The sequence below is a fragment of the Silvibacterium sp. genome (assembly GCF_047605705.1).
GTDB lineage: Bacteria > Acidobacteriota > Terriglobia > Terriglobales > Acidobacteriaceae > Silvibacterium.
This window is the reverse complement of sequence record NZ_JASGFD010000004.1, coordinates 39,137-65,109: the sequence shown is the minus strand read 5'-3', so window position 1 is coordinate 65,109 and position 25,973 is coordinate 39,137. Positions and strand designations below refer to the sequence as shown.

Below are 25,973 nucleotides of genomic sequence, written 5' to 3'. Positions count from 1 at the left end.
GAAGAAAATGAATGTGTGCCTGATGCGGTCTTCGGACGAAGAAGAATTCTCAGGCTATAGAGTCAGGACTCGGAGCACGCAGTCTCTGTTGTCTCTGGGTACAGCATTTCTGCTTTGTGCAGGTGTGTGCGCTACGGCGCAGGAGTCGCAGAGCTCTCTCTCCGTCGGACAGAGACTCGCGGCAGATCTGACATGGACTCAGGCACAGCGTGATGAGCGCTTCGGGCATATGGACCAGGTCTTTCCCGTGCATATCGCTCATCGCCAGGGTAAGGTGCATGCGCTGCCGGAGGGCAGGGCATTGCATCTTCGCGATGGCGTGGTCTCGGACTATATGGATCGGGAACATCTTGCGGGCCTGCTCGTGTTGCAGGATGGCCGCGTTCGTCTGCAGCGTTATGGCCTGGGGGCGGATGCGGAGACCCGTTGGACCGGCTTTTCGATGACCAAGTCCGTGACAGACACGCTGGTGGGCGTTGCTCTGCATCGAGGAAAGATTCACTCGTTAAGCGACCCTGTAACACTCTATCTGCCGGAGTTGCGTGGGAGTGCCTACGAAGGCGTAACGGTGCTCCAGGTCATGACGATGACTACCGGCGTTCGCTGGCACGAGGATTACACCACTACCGATGCGGACAATGTGCGCCTCTACACACAAACGCCGCCGCGTGGTGAGAACAGCACGCTCGCATATATGAGCACACTGCCGCGCGCCGCTGCCCCGGGATCGGTATGGAACTACAACACGGGCGAGACCGATCTTTTGGGAGTGTTGCTGCGTCGCGTCACGGGCCAGTCGTTGGCAGAGCAGCTGTCCTCGGCAGTCTGGCAGCATGCGGGCATGGAGCGGGATGCTACCTGGATCGCAACAGCGGATGGAGCGGACGGCGAAGAGTTCGGCGGATCGGGCTTATCGGCTACGCTGCGTGACTGGGGCAGACTCGCACTGTGGGCAATGGCTGGCGGAGAGGGCGCAGTAGATCGCGGCTGGTTCGCTGAGGCGACACGTACGCAGATCGAGGCGGGGAAGTCAGCCTATGGCTATGGCTGGTGGCCACAGAAGGATGCCTCGGGCGCGTTCGATGGATCGTTCGCTGCACTGGGCCTCTTCGGGCAGTCGATCCTGATCGATCCAAAGCGGCAGCTGGTGATTGTCGCGCTGGGAGACTGGGCACAGGCTACAGGCGGGGAGCATAGTGCCTCGCGCGCGGCTTTCTGGCGAGAAGTGCAAGGCGCGATAGATCAGGAAAGGAATACGCGCTAAAAGCATTCTGGCCACAGAACGTGCGGTTTATGCTGCCATGAAGTGCAGCAGTTTTGACGGAATCCGGGATCAGGTCCATAGAGATCCCGGGTTCTTGCTGCTCGCTGATGAAAGCTGAACGGGGCGGGCACAGCATGTGAGTGATGGAGCCGGATATATCGATGACGCTGATTGATACTGTGCCTGTAGCGGCCTGGAAACAGTTACCGGGCTAGACTTCCAGTCTTGAACAGAAGAGTGGTGACGAGCACCGGCGACAACTTGCAGACTTTCTGCGGACACGGCGAGCCTTTCTTGTACCGGCAGGGGTGGGATTGCCGTCGACTTGTCGTCGCAGGATACGTGGCCTGCGGCGGAAAGACGTCGCTGAGATCGCCGGTATTAGCGTTGCATGGTACACATGGATCGAGTAAGGACGCGACCCAAGCTCTCCGCAGGTACGCTGCAACGCTTGGGTGCTGTATTACGACTGACCGAAGCTAAGCAGGGGCACTCATACCGGCTTGCCGGGCACCCACCACCGTATTTCCCTGTTCGAGGTGACGAATCGGTCGTGCCGGTGCTCCAGCGCATGATTCATGCAATGGATCCGAATCCTGCCTGCGGACTCGATCCTGTCTGGAATATCGTCGCCTGGAATCCGGCTGCCGTCGATCTGTTCGGGGAGTTTAGAAAGACTCTTGACGAGCAACGAAATATGGATCGTCTTATTTGCTGGATGAGCGCTTTTGCCACGCTAGGCACGAATAGATTACTTGCTAAGATCCATAGCGAACAGGAAGCTTTCCGAACTCAATCGCCGGTATATCGATCCGTATACGTCGGCCCGACATGGACCGTGAGTGTGACTTCTGTTCCTGTATCCGGCGCGCTAATGATTGATAATGAGCCTCCTAACCTGTTTGCTCGTTCGCCCATTCCTGCAAGGCCATAGTGTCCAAACGAGGACAACCCGGGTCCGCTCATCAAGGCGAGTCTCATACTAAAGCTGAAGCCGGCTCTGTAGTTGCTTCAAACGCGACAAGTAAGCGCAATAGATGATGAGGCCGCCGCTAACGATGCAAAGCATCATGAATTCCCGCGTCTGAAATCATGCGGGGGTTATTACGACACAAAGAATCGTATCATCGGAGCTCCATGGACCTGTACCGTTCCGCGATGCTACATGGAACTCGTATTTTGCAGGGTTCAGGTTCGAGTACATAACTTCTCGTTCCGTACCATATATTGCCAACCTTTATCTACATTCGTAAGAAGGTAGCGGTATGTCACGTGCGTTGGATCGATGAGATTGATTCCCGTAAACCGGAACTTCAAGGTCCTGATATGCGGGGGAAGTCTTACTTCCTGGGCCAACGGCACAGGTTCGTCGTTGGCTTCAAGAGGGCGAATATATGTCGCAGGTGCCCGGTCTTGAGCTTCTATTTGTGCAACGTATACGCATGATGCTTTCATGGCTGACGGGCCATAGAAATTCGATTCGTTGCTGCGTATGGGTCGCGTGCGTAAGATTAAGGCCATCACCGATCCAGATATGCCCGGATATGCCAGGTCTCACTTCCATATCGGTATAGCCCATACTGAATGGGCTCACGACGACTGGAGACTTCCGAAAGCAATCCATGCGAATGAAGTTGGCCCAACTAAAATAGGTGCAGAGCGAACTTTTACAAATAGCTCATTTGATTTATCGCCATCGCGCTCATCTACCACTACTGCACCTGTAAGAGAATAGTAGTCATGAGCTTGAACCCGAGCGAATCCAGACTACGGCCATCCAATCAAGCATGAGTTCAACAGATTCTCCCTCGGCGCGACTGCCCGATACCCACAACTCCGACCGCCAGCTGATCCGCTTCGGCTTCGATAACACCTATGCGAGATTGCCGGAGCGCTTCTATGCCCGGGTCAATCCCGTCCCTGTAGCCGCGCCGCGCCTCGTGAAGCTCAATCTGGAGTTGGCACATAGTCTTGGGCTGGATCCGCATGCGTTGGCGAGCGAACAAGGAGTGCAAATCCTGGCAGGCAACCAGATCGCCGAGGGATCTGAACCTCGGGCGCTTGCTTATGCCGGGCACCAGTTCGGACACTTCGTGCCGCAGCTCGGCGACGGCCGCGCCAACTTACTTGGCGAGCTGATAGGGCTTGACGGCATGCGTTACGACATCCAGCTCAAGGGCTCCGGTCCGACGCCTTTCTCCCGCCGCGGAGATGGCCGAGCCGCACTTGGTCCTGTTCTGCGCGAGTACATCGTCAGTGAAGCCATGGCGGCGCTGGGTGTGCCGACCACCCGAGCCCTGGCCGCGGTCACCACTGGCGAAGCCGTGTTTCGCGAATCGGTTTTTCCGGGAGCCGTTCTGACTCGGGTCGCTGCCAGTCATCTCCGTGTGGGCACCTTCCAGTATTTCGCCGCTCAGGGGGACACGGAAGCGATACGCCATCTGGCCAACTATGCAATCGTCCGCCACTATCCTGAAGCCGCAGAGAAGAAGCGGCCATATCGAGCATTCCTGGATGGTGTGATCGTTCGGCAGGCACATCTGGTCGCACAATGGATGCTCTTCGGTTTCATCCATGGCGTGATGAATACCGACAATACCTCAATCTCCGGCGAAACCATCGATTACGGCCCTTGCGCTTTTATGGAAGCATACGAACCAGGCAAGGTGTTCAGCTCTATCGACCGTCAGGGGCGTTACGCCTATAACAACCAGCCCCACGCCGCATTCTGGAATCTCGCGCGGCTCGCCGAAGCACTGCTGCTCATTCTGGATCTAGAAGAAGGTAGCGAATCGGCGGCGATAGCATCAGCCAACGAAGCGTTGACGGCTTTCCAGCCCACGTTCGCAGCCGCTCGCATCGCCGGTTTGCGTCGCAAGCTCGGCCTCTTCGAAGAACGTGAGGGCGATACGGAGCTGGCCGAGAGCTTTATGCAGCGCATGGCAGCGAACGACGCCGACTTCACCCTGACCTTCCGCCGGTTGTGCCATGCTGCGGCCGGAGCGCAAGAAGACGAAGGCGTCCGCAGGCAGTTCGCGGATGCCGGAGATTACGACGCATGGGCTGCTGACTGGCGCCGGCGCTTGCAGGATGAGCCTGTATCCGCAGAGGTGCGCGCTGCTGCCATGCGGTCGGCAAATCCAGCGTACATCCCTCGAAATCACGTGGTAGAGGCAGCACTTGACGCCGCCGTCGAGCGGCAGGACTTCCAGCCATTCGAAGACTTACTCAAGGTCCTGTCGCATCCCTATGAAGAAAGGTCGGGGCTGGAACGATATCTCACGCCGGCCCGTCCGGAGGAAGCTGTCTCACAGACTTTTTGCGGAACCTAAGCAGGCGATTGTTCAACCGGCTGGCAGCTGAGTCTTTCCAAAGTTCACATCGCAGCAAGATACGGACGGCATCGGTGCCCATGATGGCTTGACTGCTTTGATCAGAAGCCATCTTTGATACCGATAGATACTTGCTTGCTCATTGATCATGGACATTTGGAAGCATGAATATCATAAGTGCAGCGGCTTGTAGTTATTGACAATTGAGAGCAGCGTTAAAGCTAAATTAACCTCTCGACCGCTGCATATGCGTGGAGGAGGTCTGAGAGAAGTTTACAGGGTAATCACGTTTTCGGTATCTATGTCCTGATCGATATCTGACTAGCCGGCCGCACTGAACCTCTCATAAACCGGCCTATCATCCCAAAGAAATATCGCTCAGGAATATTCCCGGTCTGCAGCCGTCGATTCCCATCTGGCCCGGTCTATCCCACCGATACTACACATAGGACAGACCGGGATGCAGACAGTTTTCTGCTAGAAGTGAGCCTGGAACGGGTGGCGCCAAAAGTGCTTAGGCGAGTGATAGCCCGAAGAACTGCCAGAGTGCCGGTTCTGGTTCTTGCAGTTATCGGTCACATCCGTCAGCACGTTCGACGCCGCGGTCAGTGTCTCGTCGTAGCAGCCACCAGGATAGGCGTTGGTGCGGTAGGTTTGCGAAGAGTTCGACGTGTCGGTGTAGTTGCCCTCTGCATCTTCGAGCTGATCGTCGACCGACTTGGTCTCCTCGTAGGTTTTGGCTTCCGGTCCGCCGTCGATCTTCGAGGTGAGCTTGTAGATCTGATCCACGCTTACGTTCTCATACACGCCGCCGGCGGCAGGCACACCGTATGCGAAGTCCACGGTGATCGGATAGGCGAAATGCTGCTCGCTGGTCGACTGATTGCGGCCCGAGGTGGTGGTCACTACGGAGTTGAGCGTTGCGTTCTGTACCGCATTCTGAATATCGGGCGTGTAGGTGGACGGATTCACGTCGAAGGTTTGTGTGTTGGTGAAGCCGATGGTCTGCTGCAAGGTGGTTTCCACGCGGCCATGCGAGGTATTCACGTATCCCTTGATGACATAGGAGCGCGAAGAATCATCGCTGACAGTGCCCGTGTATTCGCCGGTGGAGGAGTTCAGCGCAAGGTTCTGGGTCACGGTGGGCGAGGGTTCGGTCAGCGTGTTTTCCAGCACTCCGCCGGTCACCTTCTTGCTGCCATGGTCTTCGTACACCAGCAGGTTGGCCGTGGCCAGGAAATAGGAGTTGGCGTTGAAAACGCTCACCGCGACGGTGTGCGAGCTGCCATCGCCAAGCAGCCCGGCAAACGGCGTCAGGTTGACGCGGAAAGGCTTGAACTCATGCGTCTGGTTGCCCACAATCGGGATCCACAGGTTGGGATCGATGCCGCCGGTATTCAGAAAAGGATAGACGGGAGCCGCGCCGGCTGGCTTGCCGTCGATCCAGACCTCGACCTCGCGGAAGGCTGTGCCCCCGTCGCTGGCCAGTTCGGCCTCGTCCGCTGTCGGGACGTTGAAGTAGTAAAACTCGTCATCGCTCTGCGGCTGGGCGATCACGTCGAGGTACACGCTCTCGACATTTTCGGGCAGGCTTACCGTCTGCGAGATGGTGTCGGTGGTGGTATTCAATGTACCCGCCGTGCCTCCGGAGCCGGTCACCGGAACCAGGAGGTCGGGAACGGCGGGCGCAGGATTGACGGGGTTAGCCGGGTAGAACTCCAGCTCAGCATTAGCGTAGATGATGCCGTCGTAGTCGGTGCCATCATATACACCCACATAATTGCCCAACACAGCGGTACCGGTCTGTTCTGACTTGAAGATGTAAGAGAGATCGGTCACATCCCGCTCTACATGCCAGCTCGGGCTGTAGTCGCTCGAAGGCTCGGAGGTGGTTCCGTAATAAATATTCGCGCCACCGAGATAAAACGCGCCGGTGCGATCGTATTGTGTGCCTGCGGTGACGGTGAAGTCACTGGTAAAGACCACCTTGGCCCAGGGCCCTGGGCAACCGGCCGGGGGCTGATAGGAAAAGGTCTTGTTGTCGTAGTTGGCGAACTCAAGGTTGGTAAACAACTGGACCGTGCAAGGCTTGGTGGTGGGCCGCGGCACCAGCGGCTGCGCTGTCACCGGGTTCGACGAGCCCACCTCCGGCGTAGTGGGCGCAAGCACGACCTGAGCACTGGCAAGAGAGACGGGGGAAACTACCAGGGTCGCGAGCATAACGCGACGGAGAAAGATCGAGGCCATAAGATTGTCCTCTAGTTAAGATGGAAACGCGTGAGCAACCATAGCATGCGCATGGGAAGAACCATGCAGGAATAAGTAATTGCTTTTTCATGCGCTGCCGACGGTTTGTTCATGAAGAGAAATCAGCAGATGAAGGCAACTGCGGGCAGCTTTATGGGGCCATTTATCGTACCGGGTTTCCTCTCGTAGGACGGACTTCGCGGAGGCCATGTCTTGGAGTGTGTATGCGGAAAGGTCGCTCTCGGCGGATGCTCGATCGATGAGATGCATGTGTCTCTGCCGGAACCCGAGGCCTACCTCAAGGCGGACCTCTCACGCGACACCAATCAGAGGCTAATGGAGGTAGAGCAGATCAAGAAGCCATAGTGACCATTACCCAAGACGAGGCGAATTATGGATAAGAAGAGAGGTGCTCAAGTCGTCGTGGCTCTTGAGTTGCAGGGCGTGCAATATGTCTTCGGAATCCCGGGGGCGAAGATCGACGTAGTGTTTGAGGCGCTGGCTGACTCCTCAAATAGAGGCCGTAGTCTGTCGGCACGAGCAGAACGCAGCATTCATCGCGGGCGGGATTGGGCGTCTGACGGGGAAAGCAGGTGTTGCGATCAGGACATCCGGTCCCGGCGTGAGCAATCTCACGACGGGCCTAGCCTCCGCGACCAGTGAAGGCGATCCAGTCGTGACTCTCGGGGGATCGGTACCCACATCTCAGAGTTTCAGCCTGATTCATCAAACCCTGCATGCCGTAAACGTACTGAAGCCGGTGACGAAGTTCTGCGCTGAGATCAGTTCGCCAGAGATGATCGGTGAAGTCATGGCGAACGCCTTTCGGTCCGCTGAGTCTGGCGGGCCGGTGCCGCCTTTGTGAATCTTCCCAAGGACATAATGGAAACCGAAGCGGCCTCTACCGCGCTCGTCGGAAGGCGCACACCTCGATATGGCGCGGGGGATGAGGAATCACTATGGACAGCCGCAGCTTTCATTCATAGCGCAGTCCGGCCCGTCGTGTTGCTTGGGGTGCTGGCCAGTAAGCCCGATAACGCGAAGGCCATCCGGGCCTTCCTGCAAAAGAGTGGCATACCTTTGGTGGGAACGTTCCAAGCTGCCGGAGCGGTATTAGGTGATCTCTTCCGACGCTTCGCCGGGCGTGTTGGGCAAATAATTCACCTGTCGATGAATTGTTCGCTGCTGCTGATCTCATCCTTACCATCGGCTATGACCCAGTCGAGTACGATCCATCGATCTGGAATCACGCGAAGATCATTCATGTCGATAGCGTGCCTGCCAACATCGACAACTACTATCAGCCGGCTGTGAAGATACTCGGGGACATCGCTGCATCGTTGACCGCGCTGGCCAGCTTCATTCCCCCGGTGGTGCTTGCGGATGACGTAGATCGCTTTCTCAATGTACTTGCGAAGAAGAGTGCAGGGAGACTCGACGAGGCTTACAAACATACTCAGACCCCGATCACCCTCTGCGCATCGTGGCGAAGTCACAACACTGGATGACTGATGATGTAACGCTTTGCCTTGATATAGGTTCGTTCCATTTATGGATTGCTCATTATCTTTTCAGCTTCCGTGCTCGGCAAATTCTTATCAGCAATGGCCAGCAGACCCTCGGGGTTGCTCTCCCCTGGGCATTGCAGCGTGCCTTATACGTTCTCACGAGAAGACGCTCTCGATCTCCGGCGACGGCCGTTTCCTCTTCTTCTCTATGGAGTTGGAAACTGCAGTGCGCCTAATTGAATCTTGCTCACATGGTGTGGATCGATGGTAAATGTGACATGGTTGCAGTGCAGGAAGAAGCAAAATACGACCGCAAGTCAGGCGTGGACTTTGGTCCGGTCGATGTCATCCGCTACGCTGAGGCATTCGGAGCCGTGGGCATAATGATTCACACTCCAGAACAAATCCTACCCACGCTCGAAGATGCCTTTGCAATTGCAGGGCTTGTTCTAATCGGAGTACGCGTTGATTACCGCGACAATCATCTATTGTTCGAGCCGACGAAAGAGCACCTGTTCATGAAGTGAACCATCCAGTAGACCGTAAAGCGACGGCGGATAAGCGACTCACCTAAATGAATTGGACGAGATGCTCGAAGTGCGGGTCTGGTGCGGGTGTTTGGTGTTTCGAAGACGGTAAGACACCGAACGGTAAGAGACTGCCGCTGCACGATGAGCGGTGGGAGGCCGCTGGAAAGTACGGTAGTGGAGCAGGCCCCTAAGACGCAGAGTGCCGTGCGGAAGATTGCTATCTCCCCCGCAGCTCGCCGAACTAGTCTGGAAACAGATCGGGCGGCAAAAGGCGGCAGGGCATTCCTTCCTGTTCACGGTCAGAACTGGCAACCCTCTGGATATGAACATTGAGCGGAAGCGGAGGTTCGCACCCATCCTCAAGACGCTGGAGCTGGAGAAGGCTGGGTACCATGCCTTTCGCCAATTCAATGTCTCGATCATGGATTGGCTGCGGGTGCCGCTGAAGACGATCCAGGAGCGGATAGGCCATGCGCTCACGGGTAGCTTTACCCTCGACGTTTACGGCCATGCCCTCGACTGGTCGGCGAATGAGGAAGCCGCAAGGAAGCTCGGCGCGGAGATTGCTCAGGCGGTCGCTGCGAAGGAGCAGGAAGGGGATGAGGAGAAGGCAATCGAGAATTCTGCCCTCTTAACTACCCTCTAAAACAAAAACTTCCAAGCTCGGGACTTGGAAGTGCTTTTGATTCAGCGTCTCTTTGGTTGCGGGGGCAGGATTTGAACCTGCGACCTTTGGGTTATGAGCCCAACGAGCTACCGGACTGCTCCACCCCGCAATCTGATAGTAACAATTGGGGGTACTCAGGTCAAACCGTGCCCCGTGTACTGCTTTGTCACTTCGCAAATGTGCTGGAAATAACCCATATTCTCCTTTGTTTATAGGGGTTTTAGCCGATCTCCTGTTTGCCGTAAGGCGCAGGAGTGAGCGCCGGGGTGCACCCGTTTTTCCACACCGCAGGTGCTTTGTCGCATCTCAAATTTGAGCCCTCGATGCGAATCGCTTCGAGGGCCGGACTGGCTGATAAACTGCTGAATGAGCCATGTTTGAGAATCTTTCCGAAAAACTGCAGCGCGCATTCAAAAATCTGCGCGGCCAGGGCACCATCACTGAAGAGAACATTCAGGAGGCGCTGCGCGAAATCCGCGTGGCTCTGCTCGAAGCCGACGTCAACCTGAACGTCGTCAAGGAGCTGATCGAGCACATCCGCGAAAAAGCCGTTGGCCAGGAAGTCATGACGGCGCTGTCGCCGACCGAGCAGGTCATCAAGGTTGTTCGCGACGAACTGGTTGCGCTGCTGGGCAAGGACACCGCGCGTTTCCAGTTCTCCTCGCGCCCGCCCACGGTCATCCTTATGGCCGGCCTGCAGGGTTCCGGTAAGACGACAACCTCGGGCAAGTTGGCAGCGTGGCTGCAGAAGGGCGGTCACCGCCCCATGCTTGTCTCGGTCGACGTCTATCGTCCCGCGGCGCGGGAGCAGCTCAAGGTTGTCGCGAACTCTATCAAGGCGAAGATCTACGAAGGCGATACCAAGGGTGAAGAAGCCGGCACGCCGCTGGTCGAGCGCCTTGCCAAGGAAGCGCGTCGTGAGGCCGTCATCAGCGGTTGCGACACGCTCATCGTCGATACGGCGGGCCGCCTGCACATCGATGCCGACCTGATGGACGAGATGGCGATGCTCAAGTCGCTGCTCTCGCCGCAGGAGATCCTCTTCGTCGCCGATGCCATGACTGGCCAGGATGCTGTGAAGTCCGCCGAAGAGTTCCACAAGCGCCTCGCGCTTACTGGCGTTGTGCTCACCAAGATGGACGGTGATGCACGCGGTGGCGCTGCGCTTTCGATTCGTCACGTGACCGGCCAGCCGGTGAAGTTCATCGGTCTCGGCGAAAAGCCGGACGCCTTCGAGCCCTTCCATCCGGACCGCATTGTGAGCCGTATTCTCGGCATGGGCGACATTATGACGCTCATCGAGAAGGCGGAAGCCACGCTCGATAAGAAGAAATCCGAGGAGTTTGCCAAGAAGGCGCTCAGCGGTGACGGTTTTTCGCTCGAGGATTTCCGCGATCAGCTTCGCCAGATCCGCAAGCTCGGCTCGCTGCAGAGCATCATGAAGATGCTGCCCTCGGTCGGTCCCTTCGCCGGCATGCAGCAGATGGCCGACCAGGTGGACGAGAAGCAGTTCACGCGCGTAGAGGCGATTATCAACTCCATGACGCAGCATGAGCGCAACAACCACGAGATCATCTCCGGAAGCCGCCGCAAGCGCATTGCTTCGGGCTCGGGTACATCTGTGCAGGAAGTGAACCAGTTACTGCGCCAGTACGCGCAGATGCGCAAGATGTTCAAGAACGTGGGTAAGGGCGGCATGCTGCAGCGGCGCGCCATGGGTATGCTCGGTGGCATGCGCGGCGGGATGGGCAGGTAAGCGCGGATGCCCCATCTCCAGGACCAGCTCGATGAAATCACCGCGCAGACTCGCACACTGGTGCAGCCTGAACGGCTGGCTATTGGAGAGCGCGCGGTAGAAGAGCTGTTCGCGACCGGCATCGAGCAGAAGATTCTTGGGGTGGGCGCGAAAATCCCGGAATTCTCCCTGCCGGATGCGAGCGGTCGTCGCGTAAGCTCGTCAGACCTGTTGGCTCTTGGGCCTCTGGTCATCGATTTTTTTCGCGGACGCTGGTGCCCCTACTGCGTAACGGAGCTGGAAGCCTGGCGCGATCTTTATCCCATCGTGCGCGAGCGTGGCGGCCTTACGGTGGCGATCTCGCCGCAGACCACGCGGCAGAGCGACTTCACGCAGGGGCAGCATGACATCCCGTTTCCCATGCTGCGCGATGAAGAGTGCCGCTTGGCTGAGCAGTTCGGCCTGGCGTATACCGTGCCCGAGTTTCAACGGCAGTACTATCGCAGCGTCCTCGTAAACATCCCCTTCGTCAATGGAGAAGAGAGCTGGCGTTTGCCTTTGCCCGCCACGTATGTCGTCGATATGGATGGCACCGTGCTCTACGCCGAGGCGCATGCCGACTATCGCGTGCGGCCGGAACCCGGAGACGTGCTTGCACATCTTCCGGTGAGGGCTCGCTAGTTCATCCGCGGAGGCACGATGAAGAAGCTGCTGTGGCTGACGGTGCGGGCTTTGGTGGTCGTATTTGTTGTCGCGTATGTCGCGGATTTTGCCGTCTTCCGCGTTGAATCTGCGCGTGGCCGCGGATATGATTCCGTCGAAGTGAAGCAGTTCCTCGAAACCCCATTGAAGGGCAGCAAGGCGGAATACGACTATATGGGCACGCAGCCAGTAGATTGCGCTCGGGCGCTGTTTCCGCATGGCGCGCCGCCGTGCTGGTGGTTGCGGCGTCACGCGTCGCAGTGGGAATAACGGAGTTTCTGCCTGAAGTGAAAACGCCTGCGCTCAGCGCAGGCGTTTCTATTGCAAGGTTCTGACAAGTCTACTGCTTGTCCGAACCGTTTTTCTCTTCGTGATATTCCTGCTCGGTATTGATTTTCCAGAGCGGATCCTTATCCAGGTTGCCGGCCGTGATGTTGTCCACCGCAGTCATCGCGGTCAGCATGGAGTGGTCCTGGTTGTTGTACTTGTGCATGCCGTTACGCCCGACCAGAAAGAGATTCTCGAATGTCGAGGTGTAATCGATAATCTCGTCGAATCGATCGTAGGTGCCGAAATATGCTGGATAGGTCTTCGGCACGCGCACCACATGTGCGTCGAGCACATCCGCAGCCTTGAGAATGCCGATCTTCTCCACTTCGGCGATCGCGTAGCGCGCTATCTCGTCATTCTCCATGTGCCACATCGGGTCCGTGTCGTAGCAGAAGTACTCGAGCCCGATCCATACCTTCGTCGGGTCGGCAACCATGTACGGACTCCAGTTATTGAAGATCTGCAGCCTGCCCAGGGTCACATCCGGCTCCTGGATATAGATCCAGGTGTCCTTCAGCGGCGAGCCGTCCGGCTCCGTGACAGTTAACTTGTTCACGAGCAGCCCCACCGTGATGAAGTCGCGGTAGATCAGGCCATCGGCTACTTCCTTTATCTTTGCCGGAACAGGCGCATCCAGGCAGTGAATCAGTTCGCGGATTGGCATGGTCGAGAAGACGAAGTCCGCTGGGATGACCTCGCGCTCGCCGTTCTCATAGCGGACCTCAACTGACGTGACGCGGTTGCCATCCGTGAAGAGGCGCTCTGCGCGGGTATGCATGCGAACCTCGCCGCCCATGCGAACCACTTCGTCAGCCACGTGTTCCCACAGTTGGCCAGGGCCGAGCTTGGGATAGAGAAACTTCTCGATCAGAGAGGTCTCGGTGTCCTTCTGTGCGATGTCGCTCGACCTTTTTTTGCGGCTGAAGGCCTTCTTGAAGAAGTGCACAACGGCGGTGCGCAGGGAGAGCCCCTTGATGCGCTGTGCGCCCCAGGCCGCGCTGATCTGATCGCAAGGCACACCCCAGACTTTTTCCGTATAGGACTGGAAGAAGGTCTTGTACAGCTCTTTGCCGAAGCGGTTGATGAGGAAATCTTCGAGTGTCTTCTCTTCTTTGCGCGGGAAAATACGCGCAAGCAGATAGCTGACGCCGATCTTGATGGTTCTCACCGCGCCCAGCCGCGTCAGAGTGCCTGCGCTCAATGTGATTGGGTAATCGAAGAAGCCGCGGAGGAAGTAAATGCGGCTCTTACGCGGACGCACCAGCATCACGAGGTCTTCGTCTTCGCTGGCGGTCTTCGCATTTACGGTTGTCGTCCTGTTCTGGTAGCTGACAGTATGCGCGCCATCGCCGTTCTCATCGGCGACGATCGGCATCAGTTCCGTCCACCAGTCCATCACGCGGTCCACCTTCGAGAAGAAGCGGTGGCCGCCAATATCCATGCGGTTGCCCTTGTACTCGATCGTGCAGGAGATGCCGCCGATGCGGTGGCTCGCCTCGAGCACGATGGGGCGGATATCGCTGCGGCGCAGGAACTCGAGCGCGGCGGTGAGTCCGGCGGGTCCGGCTCCGATGATGACTGCGGTTCTGCCGGCGCTCATCGGGCGACACTCGCAGAAAGAAGATTTACCAGCGGGGCGGCATTGCGCGAGAGTGGCGCGCCGCAGATGTTCGTTCTCTTAGACATGGGCAATCCGTGCTTGCCAGGGTCGACGGCGGGCGCGCGGCCGGCCGGACTGGCGGTTGCGAAGCGGGCCTCAGACCCGCTCAGGAGGTGAACGCCGGAGCGCTCTTCGAATCGTCCTCGGCTTCGGCTGGAAGCATGAGGCCATCGGTAGTCAATGTGTAGTTCTGATTTCTCCAGACGATGGTGCTGCCCGCATAGCTCGCGGCCCAGTAGAAAAATCCCAGCAGATCGCGGAAAGGGAAGATCAGCGCTGTGCGCAGCCAAGTCGTTTCGTGGACGACATTGCGGCTGAGCATCGCGGCCATCGCGATGCGGCTCAGCAGGCTGTAGCCCAGCAGAATAAGCGCCAGGAGCGGGAGGTGCATGCCAAGAGCAGCCACAGCTCCTAGAATGCCGAAGGGCACGCTGAAGGTCAGGCAGGTGCCGAAGTGCCCCTTCGGGCGCGAGAAGCGCGTCGACTTCATCCAGCGGACCTGATGCTTTTGCGAATCCACAAAATCCTCATTGAGCACGATGTGGTCGATCACATGTGAGGAGAGCACCACCGTATGCCCATTGTTGTGGATGCGGTTGCCGAGTACGAAGTCGTCTGCGCAGTAGGAGCCGAGAGCGCCGAAGCCTCCCATCTCACGCATGCAGATGCGCCGCGCGGCCATTGTGGGACCCAGCGTGAACTGCATGCCTTCCATCATGTTGGCTACAAGCACGCCTGCCGTCATTTCCACTGACATGCCGGCTGCTTCAAGATGCGACCAGAGGCCGGTGCCGATGCCGCGATAAAGGCATGTCACCGCGCCGACCTTCTTGTCGGCAAAAGGAGCAACGACTTCGCGAAGATAATTCTGCGTTACGCGTACATCGCTGTCACTGACGATGAAGATGTCATGCGTGGCCACGCGCTCCATCAGTTCGAGCGTGCACACCTTGGCGTTGATGTACCAGGGCTCGCCGGTGAGCACAAAGCGAACGGGAATATACGGGTAGCGGGATGCGACGCGGCGGGCGGCTTCCAGGCCGGGATCATTGGCGACGCGTGCTCCGAAGAGGATTTCGTATTCGGGGTAGTCCTGCCGGAAGAAGCTTTCGAGGTGTTCTTCCAGGCCCGGTTCGTAGCCGTGCAGCGGCTTGAAAAGCGAGACCGGTGGTGCAAACGGCAGGGAGGCATTCCCTGGGACAGCGCGACGGCGCCGCGTAAAACGTTGCGCGGCCAGAAAAACCAGAATGCTGAACACCGTGGAGCTCAGCAGGCCCAACAGGCTAAGGCCAAGCAGAAGTTTCATCATGAGTTGGTGAAGGTGCCCGGGTTGCAGAGTCCCCATGGCGATCGAGCACACTAATAGACTAGCGCAGCGGCGCGAAAGTTGCGCTGAGATATCGTAATTGACTCGAAAAACGGCACTTACCGCTTCGTCCTAGGCTTCGGAATCACCACTACCGGCCGTACCGCGGGCCGGCGCAGCGGCACCATGGCCGAAGCTGCGGGCTGATTCATCCCTTGCATGCGGGAAACCATCTCCGACCGTACGTAGTCCACAAAGCCCTGCATCTGGCGGTTCATCTCTTCCATGCGCTCGCGCATCTGCAGGATGATCGCGATCCCGGCGATATTTACGCCCAGGTCGCGCGCCAGGTTCAGGATGAACTCCAGCCGCTCCAGGTCCTCGTCGGTGTACATGCGCGTATTGCCGTCGCTGCGCGAGGGCTTCAGCAGGCCTTCCCGCTCGTAGAGGCGAAGCGTCTGGGGATGAATGCCGTACATCTCGGCGACGGCCGAGATCATGTATGCGCCTTTGGACTTGCGTTTGGTCGGCATGACCTTCCTCAGGGAGTAAACAACTGGGCTTCCGATGGTTGCGTGCGGATCGCTCCAAAGCGCACCACGCGGGGAAAGAATCCGAAAAACTGCCCTCCGGTGATCTTATACGGGACAAACGCCTTGATCACATACCCCTTGCGGTGCTCGATTTCCACCATGATGGCGTCGCGGTAGCCCTCGCCTGAAGGTTGCCCCATGGTGACATTCGAGGCCATGGCCGCAGCCGGCAGCTTGCCGCGCTGTGCCCGCTCGAGAAGCTGCTGGCGCAGCAGGCCGTGGAGCAGGGAAGCATCCGGCGGCATGTGATGCTGCGCGATGCTCTCCATCACGGCCTTGCCTTCTTCGTTCAGACGAAAGCCGAAGGGCCCAAACTCGCCATATTTGCGCAACATGCGCTTGCCGTAGGAGACGGCGGCGTTCAGCAGCTCGTTGGCGTCGTCGCGTACGACTTCGTCGGTTTCTGTCTGCGCTGGCTCTATCATCGCCGTCTCTGTTATCTCTCCCTGAACGAGGCTATACCTTCGTCCAGAGTTCTTCGCGCGGATCTTCGGGGTTGAGGCGCGCCAGCTCGCGAAGGATCTCCTTCGAGCGCTCGTCCTGTACCTTGGGTACCGCAACTTCGATGGTGACAATCTGGTTGCCGCGTACGCCCGCATGGGAGGCCGAGGGAACACCGCGTTCGCCCATGCGCAGCTTCTGCCCGCTCTGCGTGCCTGGCGGAACTTTCAGCAGTGCGCGCCCATCAATCGTGGGAACTTCGATCTTCGCGCCCAGCGCTGCTTCCGCTACGGTCACCGGGATCGTGATCTGGATGTCGTCGCCCTGACGCGTATAGACCGGATGCGTGCCCACGCGGATGTTCAGGTAAAGGTCGCCGGGCACGCCGCCGTGTACTCCGGCATTGCCCTTGCCGGCCAGCCGGATGCGTTGTCCGTCGCGCGTGCCTGCCTTGATGCGGAACTCGATGGTCTCGGTCCGCGTCACCGTGCCCTGTCCGTGGCAGGTGCCGCAGGCGTTGCGCACTTTGCCGGAGCCGCCGCAGCGCGGGCACTGGATGTTGAACTTCATCCGTCCGCCCATCTGTGTGACCTGGCCGGAGCCATGGCATTCCGGGCAGGTGTGCGCGCCGCCGGTCGAAGCCTTGCCCTTGCACGTTGGGCAGATCTCCTGCCGCTGCACCTGCAGCTTCGTGGTGCCACCGCGGATCGCCGTCCAGAAATCCACCTGCACCTGGTATTCGAGGTCGCTGCCGCCCTGCGGACCTTCCTGCTGCCTTCCGCCCTGGCCCTGATTGAAGATGCCGGAGAAGATGTCCTTGAAGCCGCCCCAGCTCGAGCCGCCCTGCTGCTGCCCGGCCGCGCCCTGCTGGTTGGCAAAGTCCGAGAAGTCGAAGCCGCCGAAGTCGAACGGCACTTCCTGGCCGCCGCGTCCTGGGCCTCCCTGGCCGTAGCCGGGACCATAGGCGCCGCGCGCCGCAGCCTCTGCCGTAGCCGGGTCGATCTGGTCAGAGTAGAAGCCGAACTGGTCGAAAACCTTCCGCTTCTTCTCGTCGCTCAGAATGTCGTTGGCTTCCGAAATCTCCTTGAACTTCTCCTCGGCCTTCTTGTCGCCGGGGTTTACGTCCGGATGATACTTGCGTGCGAGCTTGCGGAAGGCTTTGCGAATCTCATCCGCTGTCGCTGTCTTTTTCACGCCAAGGATGGCGTAGTAGTCCTTGTTTTGAGTCGATGGCATCGTTGGTCAGCTCTTCTCAAACTTTCCGGCAGGATGACGTCTCAGGCCTTCTCGGGCTTAATTCGCCTGGCACTGGGGGCACCAGTACACGGTGCGTCCGCCCATCTCCTGCCTTTTGATTGTCGCACCACACACAAAGCACGGCTTGTTGTGGCGGCGGTAAACGTAATGCACTTCCTCATCCTGCACCGGGCGCCGCGCATGAGGACGATCCTTCGGCCGCGTCGTCACGATGCGGCGGTCTTCCATCGCTTCGGGCATCAGCTTGCAGGCGTCTTTCCATATCGACCGCAGCTCGGCGAGCGATACGTCCTTGCCCGGCCGCATTGGATCGATCCGCGCACGATAGAGCAACTCCGCACGAAAGATGTTGCCGATTCCGGAGAAGATGCGCTGGTCCATCAGCAACAGGCCGATGGCGGTCTTACGCTTGCGGATGACGGCGAAGGCCGGATCCGGGTCGGCATCATCCCGCAACGGGTCTGCGCCCAGCCGCGCCAGCAGCGCAGCCCACTTCTCCTCGTCGAAGATCGAGCAGTCGGTCGCTCCACGCAACTCGATCCAATCTGTCTTGTTCCACATGCGCAGCCGCAGCGCGCCCTTCTCAGGAGGCAGCGGCATCTGGCCTTCCCAGAAGTCGCCGTACATGCCGAGATGCACATGCACGATCAGGTCTTTGCCGAAGACATACCCCAGATGCTTGCCATACGCCTCGACCGACTTCAGCGTGCGTCCGTCGAGCACGGTCGCGTCGGGGAAGCCTCCGTTGGGAGAATCCACATGCAGGCGATGACCGGCGAGCGCGGCGGCGTGCTGCTTGGCAAAGCGATGGATCTCGTTTCCTTCGGGCATCGATCTCCGTTCTTGAGTTCCGGTATTCGAACATCTCAAAAGCTCTGTGATTCCAGCCAAAGCGACCAAAGGGAGCGCACTGGCCCGGCGGTGCCGCTCAAGCCTGTTGTCGGCACTGGGCGGGGGCGCAAGCTTAGTTCCACACCATGCGCGCTTCCACCGCTTCCACGCGCCAGAAGAGATCAGGCTCTGCCTTGTTCATCTGTACGCGGAATTGCTCGGCCTCTTCCTTCGTGTCGAACATTACCCGGTTGTACACCTGGCCCGCGCGAATCTGTTCGCACTTCCAAACCATGCTCGATACCGTGTTCGCTTCCGTCATTGCACTCCTTCGCCGAAAGTCTGGCTAAAAAATGAGGGGCGGCCCTTTACGGAGCAGCCCCTCGGTAATGCAAACGCAGCTGGCTGCGCGCTTACTTCTTCTCTTCGACGTCCACGTACTCGGCGTCGATAACACCTTCGTCCTTCTTGGCTTCCTCGGTCGTGCCAGAGGCCGCCGCGGCGCCGTCGGTCGGGGCTCCCGGTGTTGCACCGGCCTTGTACATCGCCTCGGCCAGCTTGTGCGAAGCGGCAGTCAGCTTCTCGCGCTCGGCGTTCATTGCCGCCGCATCCGGCTGACCTTCCAGAGTCTTCTTCGCGTCGGCCAGGGCGGATTCCACCTCGGCCTTCTCCACGCCGGAGACCTTGTCGCCGTTGTCCTTCAGCATCTTCTCGATGTTGTAGACGAGACCGTCGAGCTGGTTGCGAGCCTCGATCTCCTCACGCTTCGCCTTGTCCTCGGACGAGTGAGCTTCGGCTTCCTTCGCCATGCGCTCAACTTCTTCCTTGCTCAGGCCCGACGAGGAGGTGATGGTCACCTTCTGATCCTTGCCGGTCGCATTGTCCTTGGCCCAGACGTTCAGGATGCCGTTCGCGTCGATGTCGAAGGTGACCTCGATCTGCGGCACGCCGCGCGGAGCCGGAGGAATGCCGCTCAGCTTGAACTTCGCCAGCGTGCGATTCTGTGCGGCCATCGGACGCTCGCCCTGCAGGACGTGGACTTCCACTTCCGTCTGGCTGTCAGCTGCCGTCGAGAAGGTTTCGGTCTTCTTCGTCGGGATGGTCGTGTTGCGCGGGATCATCGCTGTCGCCACGCCGCCCAGCGTCTCGATCGAGAGCGTCAGCGGGGTCACGTCGAGCAGCAGAAGATCCTTGACCTCACCAGCCAGAACTCCGGCCTGAACCGCCGCGCCAATGGCAACGACTTCGTCCGGGTTTACGCCCTTATGGGGCTCCTTGCCGAAGAGCTCTTTCACGATCTGCTGAATACGCGGCATACGTGTCTGGCCGCCGACGAGCACAACTTCATCGATCTTGCTCGCGTCCACGCCGGCATCGATCATGGCCTTCTTGCAGGGCTCGATCGAGCGCTGCAGGATGCCTTCGACCAGCTGCTCCAGCTTGGCGCGGGTCAGCTTCTTCACAAGATGCTTCGGGCCGGTCGCATCCGCCGTGATGAAGGGCAGGTTGATCTCGGTTTCGATTGCCGTCGAGAGCTCGATCTTGGCGCGCTCGGCCGCATCCTTCAGACGCTGCAGGGCCATTTCATTGCCCTTTGCGCCGAGGTCGAGACCCTCTTCCGCCTTGAATTCGGCGATGAGCCAATCCACGATCGCCTGATCGATGTTGTCGCCGCCCAGGTGGGTGTCACCATTGGTCGACTTCACTTCGATGACGCCTTCACCGACTTCGAGGATCGAGATATCGAAGGTGCCGCCGCCGAAGTCGTACACGGCGATGGTCTCTTCCTTCTTCTTGTCGAGACCATAGGCCAACGCGGCTGCCGTCGGCTCGTTGACGATACGCTTGACGTCCAGACCGGCAATGCGGCCGGCGTCCTTGGTCGCCTGGCGCTGCGCATCGTTAAAGTACGCAGGCACGGTGATGACGGCCTCGGTAACGGTCGTGCCGAGATAGTCTTCCGCCGCCTTCTTCAGCTTCTGCAGGATCATGGCGGAGATCTCGGGCGGGGTGTAGTCCTTGCCCTGAGCCTCGACGACGACGTGATCGCCCTGCTGCTTGACCTTGTAGGGGACCATCTTCATCTCGTCGTTGACTTCATTGGCGCGGCGGCCCATGAAGCGCTTGACGGAATAAATGGTGTTCTGGGGGTTGGTGATGGCCTGACGCTTGGCCACCTGGCCCACGAGACGCTCACCGCTCTTGGTGAAGGCTACGATCGAGGGGGTGGTGCGACCACCTTCCTCGTTGGCGATAACCTTGGGCTCGCCGCCTTCCATCACCGCGACGCAGGAGTTCGTGGTGCCTAAATCGATACCGATAATCTTTGCCATTTGGCTGCTCCTCAACTGTTGACGACTCGCGTCAAGCACTACATTCGCACTTGAGTGAGTTATTGTCAATCTATCTGATGCGGTCTCTGCCATCCGGGATGCAGGAGGTTTTGCCTGTTCCCGACCGGCAGGCCGGACTCTGCATCTTCCGCCCCTACTCGCGTATCCAATTGAGGCATATCTGTTTGTTGGCTGGCCCTGCGGTTCGGAAATGCCGTCTTCGCGACCTTCATTAGCCACAGACCGGCACGCGATTTTCAATCAGAAGCAGGAACATGGCAGACGAACGTAGTCAGCAGGCGCAGAATGCCGGGGTAAACCCCTGGCTTATCGCTGTTTCGGTGATGCTGGCCACCTTTATGGAGGTCCTGGATACGGCCATCGCCTCGGTGGCGCTGCCGTATATCGCCGGGTCTCTTTCGGCCTCGAACGATGAAGCCACCTGGGTGCTGACCAGTTACCTGGTCGCCAATGCCGTGATCCTTCCGGCCAGCAACTGGTTCTCGCTGCGCTTCGGACGTAAGCGGTTCCTGCTGACCTGCGTGGTCATCTTCACGGTTTCGTCATTCTTCTGCGGCGCGGCTCCTACGCTCGGCATCATGTTGCTGGCTCGCGTCATCCAGGGAGCCGGCGGCGGCGCCCTCCAGCCACTCTCGCAGGCCATCCTTCTCGAAAGCTTCCCGCCGCAGAAGCGTGGCATCGCCATGACCGTGTTTGCCTTCGGCGTGGTCGTGGCCCCGGTACTCGGTCCCACCCTGGGTGGCTGGCTAACCGATACATACAGCTGGCGTTACGCCTTCTACATCAATATCCCGGTGGGTGCGCTGGCGGTCTTCATGATCAGCCGGTTCGTGCATGATCCGCCGTACATCAAGAATGCCAAGGCCGGCAGGTTCGACAACCTGGGCTTCGGTCTGCTGGCGATCTGGACCGGCTGCCTGCAGGTCATCCTCGACAAGGGCCAGGAGGACGACTGGTTCGGTGCTCTGTGGATCCGCTGGGCGACCTTCTTCCTCGTGACCTCGTTCATCTGGTTCATCTGGCATTCGTGGCGCTCGAAGTCGCCGCTGGTCAACCTGAAGACGCTCAAGAACTGGAACTTCGCCATCGGCTGCCTGCTGATTGCGATGTTCGGCCTGTGCATTTACTCCATGATTACGGTCCTGCCGCTCTTTTATCAGGATCTGCTTGGTTACACTGCGTTCACCGCTGGGCTGGTCGTAGGACCGCGCGGCATAGGGTCGATTCTCGGCATGCCGGTGATCGGCTACCTGGGCGGCAAGATCGATGCGCGCTACCTGCTGAGTTTCGGCTTCATCACCTTCGGCGTCATGTCGCTGTTCTTCGGCAACCTCACGCTGGATATCGGGCCGACCACGCTGCTGCTGCCCATCGTCGTCACCGGGTTTGCGCTGAGCTTCGTCTTCGTGCCGATTACCACGCAGGCTTACGGCACGCTGCGGAATGATCAGATCGGTTCGGCCAGCGGTATCTTCAACCTCCTGCGTAACATCGGCGGATCCATTGGAATTTCTGTCGCGCAGACATTGCTGACACGGCGTACGGATGCGCACCAGAATGAAATCGCCAATTACATTCCGCGATCGGGCACATGGTTCGAGCAGCAGACGACGGCGCTCAAGAATTATCTCGGGCACATGACGAATCCGGCGAATGCGCAAGGCGCGGCCTCGAGCCGGCTCTACACCGAACTTGGGCAGCAGGCGCAGCTGTGGTCTTTCGTCGATGTCTTCCGCTGGATGGCATTGTTGTGCTTCGGCTGCGTGGCGCTGGTGTGGCTCTTCCGCAAGGTCGTGCCGGGCAAGAAAGCTCCGGCAGGCGCGCACTGACCTGAAAAAGCCCGGCATCCGCCGGGCTTTTCGCTGCACTCCATCTGCTCTGCGTGCGCTGTTGTTAGTAGCGCCGCAGCATGCCGACCACGCGCCCCTGGATTGCCACCTGGGCAGCGGGAACGTAGATCGGGTCCATTTCGGTATTTGAGGGCTGCAGGCGGATCGTCGAACCCTCGACGTAGTACCGCTTAAGCGTGGTTTCCATCCCTCCCACCAGCGCTACCACGATATCGCCTTCGTGCGCGACATTGCCGCGTTCGACAAAGACAAAGTCGCCGTCGACGATATGCTCATCGCGCATTGACTCGCCGCGTACCTGGAGAGCAAAGACTTCACGGTTGCCGACGACATCGGTGAGCGCAATGGAATCCTGGTTTTCGACCGCCTCAATCGGCAGGCCGGCGGCAATGCGACCTAGCAGGGGAAAGCGCTCGGCGGAACGGGCTTTGGGAGGGCGTGCCGGTAGCACATCGATCGAGCGGCTGCGGTTGTGCGCGCGCTGCAACAATCCCTTGTTCTGCAGATTGGTGACGTGCTTGTGCACGGTGGCCAGCGAGCGCAGCTCGAGCCCTTGGGCGATCTCCTCGAACGAAGGAGAATAACCGTTGCGCTGAACAAACGCCGTGATGAAGTCCAGCACCTCTTTTTGCCGACGCGTGACAGCCATGCGTACATTTTAGCGAATAAAAAGCGAATTGCGGAGATTTTTTCTTTTGCGCCTCGCGTTCGCCGCTCCCTCGCTGCGCATGAGGAGGTTTCTGCTTTGCGAAGCGAGTCTGGTTTCCTTTTAGAACTTGCGGCGCCTGTGTCCCAAAGAGGAATGATGGGCTGCTCTCGCATAGCTTTGCCTGTTGTTCGCCCCGCTTCTTTGCGCGAAATTGGGGCACGAGGAAATACGAGATGCGACTTCTGGTGGTGGATGGAGATCGGGCCCTGGCGGCGTTGCTGCAGCGATCCTTTGCCGGCGAAGGGCATGTGGTGATGGTGGCGACCGATGGGCAGGAAGCGGTAGAGCTGTTCCAGGCATCGGCTCCGGATCTGACGATTCTCGACCTGAACCTGCCCCGGCGGGATGGCCTTGAGGTCCTGAAGTTCTTGCGCGGCACAGGAGAGGATGCTCCCGTGGTGGTTCTGACGGCGCGGTCCGGTGTCGAGGTGCGGGTACAGGCTCTCGAACTCGGAGCTGACGATTTTTTGCCCAAGCCTTTTGCGATGGCCGAGCTTCGGGCACGCTGCCGGGCGGTCGTGCGTCGCCGCGGCGCCGCCGCGCTGGTGCTTCGCCAGCGCGGGCTCGAAGTAAACCGCGTGGAGCGCAGCGTGCTTTGCGAGGGGCGCCCGGTCGCTCTGACGAACAAGGAGTTCGCGCTGCTCGAATATCTGCTTCTCAACCGCGGCCAGGCCGTCTCCCGGGCGGCGCTGCTGGAGCACGTATGGGAGCTGCGCGCGAGCACCACGAACGTAGTCGATGTGTATGTGAACTACCTGCGGCGGAAGCTGAACGATACCGGTCAGCCGGCGTTGATCGAGACCGTACGCGGGCAGGGCTACGCGATCGGTCTGGCTTCGCAGGCCTGAATCGCGATCGTCTTCCGGTAAGACATCAGAAATCGAGGTCTTCATGTTCTCAGCACCCTATCCCCGGGAACTCGCGCATCCCCGCACATCCTCTCCGTCGGTGCCGCCGCGCGCACGCACGGCCGTTCTGGTCAGCTCCGATCTTTCCTTTCGCCAGCGGGTGCGGGATACGCTGTCCAGCCTGCGCTGGCAAGTGAGGGAGGCCTCGGGAGGCGCTGAAGCGCTGGGCATGCTCGATGCGGAATCCGCCGAGACGCTGGTTGTCGATACTTGGCTGCCGGATCTCGAGGTGACGGAATTTCTCGCCGAATGCCAGAGGCTCTTCGCCGAGATGGATGTTGTGGCCTTGGGCGATGTCGAGGCCGCGGGCCGTGGCCGGAGTCCACGCCGCAACGAGGTGCTGCTGGCCGTGCGCCGCGGCCAGGATGGTGACGGCGCAGCCTGGAACGCGGCCCCGGTGATTGAAACGTCGAGGGAGATATCGAGGCCGCTGCACGCTCCACTCCTTCATCCTGAAAATTCCGCTTCGCTCCGTCCGTCGACGGCGAACATTCCATCTGCGGTTGCCAGCCTACGGCTGCCGGAGTTCATCGGCGAGGATGCAGCCATGCTCGAGGTGAGCCGGCGTATCCGGCTGGTTGCGCCGCGGCCGACGCCGGTGCTCATCCAGGGCCCGACAGGCACGGGCAAGGAACTGGTGGCGCGGGCTCTCCATCGGCTGAGTCCTCGTTCCTCACGGCCATTTGCTGTGCTCAACTGCGCCGCTATTCCCGAATCGCTACTCGAGGCCGAGCTCTTCGGGCACACCCGGGGCGCATTCACGGGAGCGGTGCAAGGGAGAACGGGCAGGATCGAAGCAGCGCATGGCGGAACACTTTTTCTCGATGAGATTGGCGAGATGCCTTTGCCGCTTCAGGCCAAGCTGCTGCGCTTTCTCGAGAGTGGGGAACTGCAGCGCATCGGGGACAACGAGGCGGTGAAAGTAGACGTGCGGCTGGTTGCGGCGACCCACCGTCCGTTGGCGCGAATGGCGAGGGAGGCGAGCTTCCGGCTCGATCTTTATCACCGGCTTTCCGTCTTCTCGATCCGCACTCCTGCGCTTGCCGGACGCGTTGCCGATATCGATCGGCTTACGGAGTTCTTCCTCGCCCGGCTGGCTGAACGCAGCGCGGCGAGGAGCCTGTCTTTCGCGGCCCGCGAGCAACTGCGTGGTTATTCCTGGCCAGGAAACGTGCGCGAGCTCGAACACGTTCTTGAAAGAGCCTGGATCCTCGCCGAGGAGCGCGCGGAGATCGGGGTTGCAGAGATCGAATTCGGCAACGACGAAGAATCGGCATGAGAGTTTTTCAATCTACTCCTGTGCGTCTTTGGAACACCTTTTGCAGATATGCGAAGCGGAAGGAGAACCGGCCATGCATGTGACCACTTTGCTGAGCGAGCAACTCGAGCGCTACCTGGATCTGACAGGGCTGGAGATGAAACTGACAGCCCAGAACGTAGCCAACGTGGACACGCCTGGATACAGGACCGTGGGTCTCGACTTTGCCGCGGAGATGGAAGCCTCGCTTGAGGAGATCGCCGGGGAAAGGCGCGATGAAAGTCATGGAAAACCCTCAACGGTGCGCCGCAATGCGTCTGTGGAGCGTGTCGATGGGCTGATCGAACGGCCTGATGGCAATAACGTCTCGATGGATCGCGAAGGCCTGAAGATGGCCGAGGATCAGCTGAGGTTTCGCATGGGTGTCTCGCTGCTCAAGAACGAATATGCAACCGTTCTCGATGCCATCCACGCAGACAGCAAGTAGATGA

24 protein-coding genes, 1 tRNA gene and 1 pseudogene are annotated in these 25,973 nt (G+C 59.2%); 15 read left to right on the top strand and 11 right to left on the bottom strand.

The window, feature by feature from the left end; all coding sequences use genetic code 11:
* The first annotated feature begins 88 nt into the window (after nt 1-88).
* From QM649_RS02505 to QM649_RS02495, 3 genes are all read left to right on the top strand, one after another.
* Nucleotides 89-1,264: a serine hydrolase domain-containing protein gene (locus QM649_RS02505; RefSeq protein WP_415197428.1), complete on the top strand. Its 1,176-nt coding sequence runs from the start codon at nt 89-91 to the stop codon at nt 1,262-1,264.
* 451 nt (nt 1,265-1,715) lie between these two features.
* The gene (locus tag QM649_RS02500; RefSeq protein WP_415197427.1) at nt 1,716-2,198 is read left to right on the top strand and encodes a hypothetical protein; all 483 of its coding nucleotides are present in this window, start codon (nt 1,716-1,718) and stop codon (nt 2,196-2,198) included.
* Nucleotides 2,199-3,051: 853 nt separating this feature from the next.
* Nucleotides 3,052-4,596, top strand: a complete 1,545-nt coding sequence (locus tag QM649_RS02495; RefSeq protein ID WP_415197426.1) for a protein adenylyltransferase SelO — start codon at nt 3,052-3,054, stop codon at nt 4,594-4,596.
* Between the two features lie 477 nt (nt 4,597-5,073).
* On the opposite strand, the gene QM649_RS02490 is transcribed toward QM649_RS02495, so the two are convergent.
* Nucleotides 5,074-6,843, bottom strand: coding sequence for a peptide-N4-asparagine amidase (locus tag QM649_RS02490; RefSeq protein ID WP_415197425.1), 1,770 nt, complete (start codon nt 6,841-6,843; stop codon nt 5,074-5,076).
* Nucleotides 6,844-7,333: 490 nt separating this feature from the next.
* Between QM649_RS02490 and QM649_RS02485 the strand changes: the two genes are divergently transcribed.
* The 5 genes and pseudogenes from QM649_RS02485 to QM649_RS02465 all read left to right on the top strand — a co-directional run bounded on the left by QM649_RS02485 (nt 7,334) and on the right by QM649_RS02465 (nt 9,527).
* Complete coding sequence (locus QM649_RS02485; RefSeq protein ID WP_415197424.1) at nt 7,334-7,708, top strand: thiamine pyrophosphate-binding protein; 375 nt, start codon at nt 7,334-7,336, stop codon at nt 7,706-7,708.
* Nucleotides 7,709-7,725: 17 nt separating this feature from the next.
* Nucleotides 7,726-8,351 (top strand): annotated as a pseudogene (locus QM649_RS02480) (hypothetical protein).
* Nucleotides 8,352-8,394: 43 nt separating this feature from the next.
* Nucleotides 8,395-8,622 (top strand): thiamine pyrophosphate-dependent enzyme, encoded by a 228-nt coding sequence (locus tag QM649_RS02475; protein ID WP_415197423.1) that lies wholly within the window; start codon nt 8,395-8,397, stop codon nt 8,620-8,622.
* Nucleotides 8,603-8,878, top strand: coding sequence for a thiamine pyrophosphate-dependent enzyme (locus tag QM649_RS02470; RefSeq protein WP_415197422.1), 276 nt, complete (start codon nt 8,603-8,605; stop codon nt 8,876-8,878). The genes QM649_RS02475 and QM649_RS02470 overlap by 20 nt, the downstream gene beginning before the upstream one ends.
* A gap of 325 nt (nt 8,879-9,203) precedes the next feature.
* A complete protein-coding gene (locus tag QM649_RS02465) occupies nt 9,204-9,527 on the top strand; it encodes a hypothetical protein (RefSeq protein WP_415197421.1) in 324 nt (107 codons plus the stop codon).
* A 53-nt stretch (nt 9,528-9,580) separates the two neighbouring features.
* On the opposite strand, the gene QM649_RS02460 is transcribed toward QM649_RS02465, so the two are convergent.
* Nucleotides 9,581-9,657, bottom strand: a tRNA-Met gene (locus QM649_RS02460).
* Between the two features lie 264 nt (nt 9,658-9,921).
* On the opposite strand from QM649_RS02460, the gene ffh reads away from it, so the two are divergent.
* Genes ffh through QM649_RS02445 form a run of 3 tightly spaced genes read left to right on the top strand, consistent with a single transcriptional unit; the run spans nt 9,922 to nt 12,255 of the window.
* A complete protein-coding gene (ffh, locus tag QM649_RS02455; RefSeq protein WP_415197420.1) occupies nt 9,922-11,304 on the top strand; it encodes a signal recognition particle protein in 1,383 nt (460 codons plus the stop codon).
* A gap of 6 nt (nt 11,305-11,310) precedes the next feature.
* Nucleotides 11,311-11,964 carry a peroxiredoxin-like family protein gene (locus QM649_RS02450; protein ID WP_415197419.1) on the top strand — a complete coding sequence of 218 codons (654 nt, stop codon included), beginning with the start codon at nt 11,311-11,313 and terminating at the stop codon, nt 11,962-11,964.
* Between the two features lie 18 nt (nt 11,965-11,982).
* A complete protein-coding gene (locus QM649_RS02445) occupies nt 11,983-12,255 on the top strand; it encodes a hypothetical protein (RefSeq protein ID WP_415197418.1) in 273 nt (90 codons plus the stop codon).
* 70 nt (nt 12,256-12,325) lie between these two features.
* Here QM649_RS02445 and QM649_RS02440 read toward each other — a convergent pair whose 3' ends face one another.
* The 8 genes from QM649_RS02440 to dnaK all read right to left on the bottom strand — a co-directional run bounded on the left by QM649_RS02440 (nt 12,326) and on the right by dnaK (nt 20,736).
* Nucleotides 12,326-13,915, bottom strand: coding sequence for an NAD(P)/FAD-dependent oxidoreductase (locus QM649_RS02440; protein ID WP_415197417.1), 1,590 nt, complete (start codon nt 13,913-13,915; stop codon nt 12,326-12,328).
* Between the two features lie 166 nt (nt 13,916-14,081).
* Entirely contained in the window at nt 14,082-15,284 is a 1,203-nt protein-coding gene (hpnI, locus tag QM649_RS02435; RefSeq protein WP_415197416.1) for a bacteriohopanetetrol glucosamine biosynthesis glycosyltransferase HpnI, read from the bottom strand.
* A gap of 116 nt (nt 15,285-15,400) precedes the next feature.
* On the bottom strand, nt 15,401-15,814 hold the full coding sequence (locus tag QM649_RS02430) for a MerR family transcriptional regulator (RefSeq protein ID WP_415197415.1): 414 nt from the start codon (nt 15,812-15,814) through the stop codon (nt 15,401-15,403).
* An 8-nt stretch (nt 15,815-15,822) separates the two neighbouring features.
* A complete protein-coding gene (locus QM649_RS02425) occupies nt 15,823-16,299 on the bottom strand; it encodes a hypothetical protein (RefSeq protein WP_415197414.1) in 477 nt (158 codons plus the stop codon).
* 31 nt (nt 16,300-16,330) lie between these two features.
* Nucleotides 16,331-17,551: a DnaJ C-terminal domain-containing protein gene (locus QM649_RS02420; RefSeq protein WP_415197413.1), complete on the bottom strand. Its 1,221-nt coding sequence runs from the start codon at nt 17,549-17,551 to the stop codon at nt 16,331-16,333.
* Between the two features lie 57 nt (nt 17,552-17,608).
* On the bottom strand, nt 17,609-18,403 hold the full coding sequence (locus QM649_RS02415) for an Fpg/Nei family DNA glycosylase (protein WP_415197412.1): 795 nt from the start codon (nt 18,401-18,403) through the stop codon (nt 17,609-17,611).
* A gap of 133 nt (nt 18,404-18,536) precedes the next feature.
* Nucleotides 18,537-18,725, bottom strand: a complete 189-nt coding sequence (locus QM649_RS02410; protein WP_415197411.1) for a hypothetical protein — start codon at nt 18,723-18,725, stop codon at nt 18,537-18,539.
* 91 nt (nt 18,726-18,816) lie between these two features.
* Nucleotides 18,817-20,736: a molecular chaperone DnaK gene (gene dnaK, locus QM649_RS02405; RefSeq protein ID WP_415197410.1), complete on the bottom strand. Its 1,920-nt coding sequence runs from the start codon at nt 20,734-20,736 to the stop codon at nt 18,817-18,819.
* 275 nt (nt 20,737-21,011) lie between these two features.
* Between dnaK and QM649_RS02400 the strand changes: the two genes are divergently transcribed.
* Nucleotides 21,012-22,586, top strand: a complete 1,575-nt coding sequence (locus QM649_RS02400; RefSeq protein ID WP_415197409.1) for a DHA2 family efflux MFS transporter permease subunit — start codon at nt 21,012-21,014, stop codon at nt 22,584-22,586.
* A 64-nt stretch (nt 22,587-22,650) separates the two neighbouring features.
* Here QM649_RS02400 and lexA read toward each other — a convergent pair whose 3' ends face one another.
* Complete coding sequence (gene lexA / locus QM649_RS02395; RefSeq protein ID WP_415197408.1) at nt 22,651-23,256, bottom strand: transcriptional repressor LexA; 606 nt, start codon at nt 23,254-23,256, stop codon at nt 22,651-22,653.
* A gap of 233 nt (nt 23,257-23,489) precedes the next feature.
* Between lexA and QM649_RS02390 the strand changes: the two genes are divergently transcribed.
* From QM649_RS02390 to flgB, 3 genes are all read left to right on the top strand, one after another.
* Entirely contained in the window at nt 23,490-24,164 is a 675-nt protein-coding gene (locus tag QM649_RS02390; RefSeq protein WP_415197407.1) for a response regulator transcription factor, read from the top strand.
* 43 nt (nt 24,165-24,207) lie between these two features.
* Nucleotides 24,208-25,503, top strand: coding sequence for a sigma 54-interacting transcriptional regulator (locus tag QM649_RS02385; RefSeq protein ID WP_415197406.1), 1,296 nt, complete (start codon nt 24,208-24,210; stop codon nt 25,501-25,503).
* 73 nt (nt 25,504-25,576) lie between these two features.
* Nucleotides 25,577-25,969 carry a flagellar basal body rod protein FlgB gene (flgB, locus tag QM649_RS02380; RefSeq protein ID WP_415197405.1) on the top strand — a complete coding sequence of 131 codons (393 nt, stop codon included), beginning with the start codon at nt 25,577-25,579 and terminating at the stop codon, nt 25,967-25,969.
* The last annotated feature ends 4 nt before the right edge of the window (nt 25,970-25,973 follow it).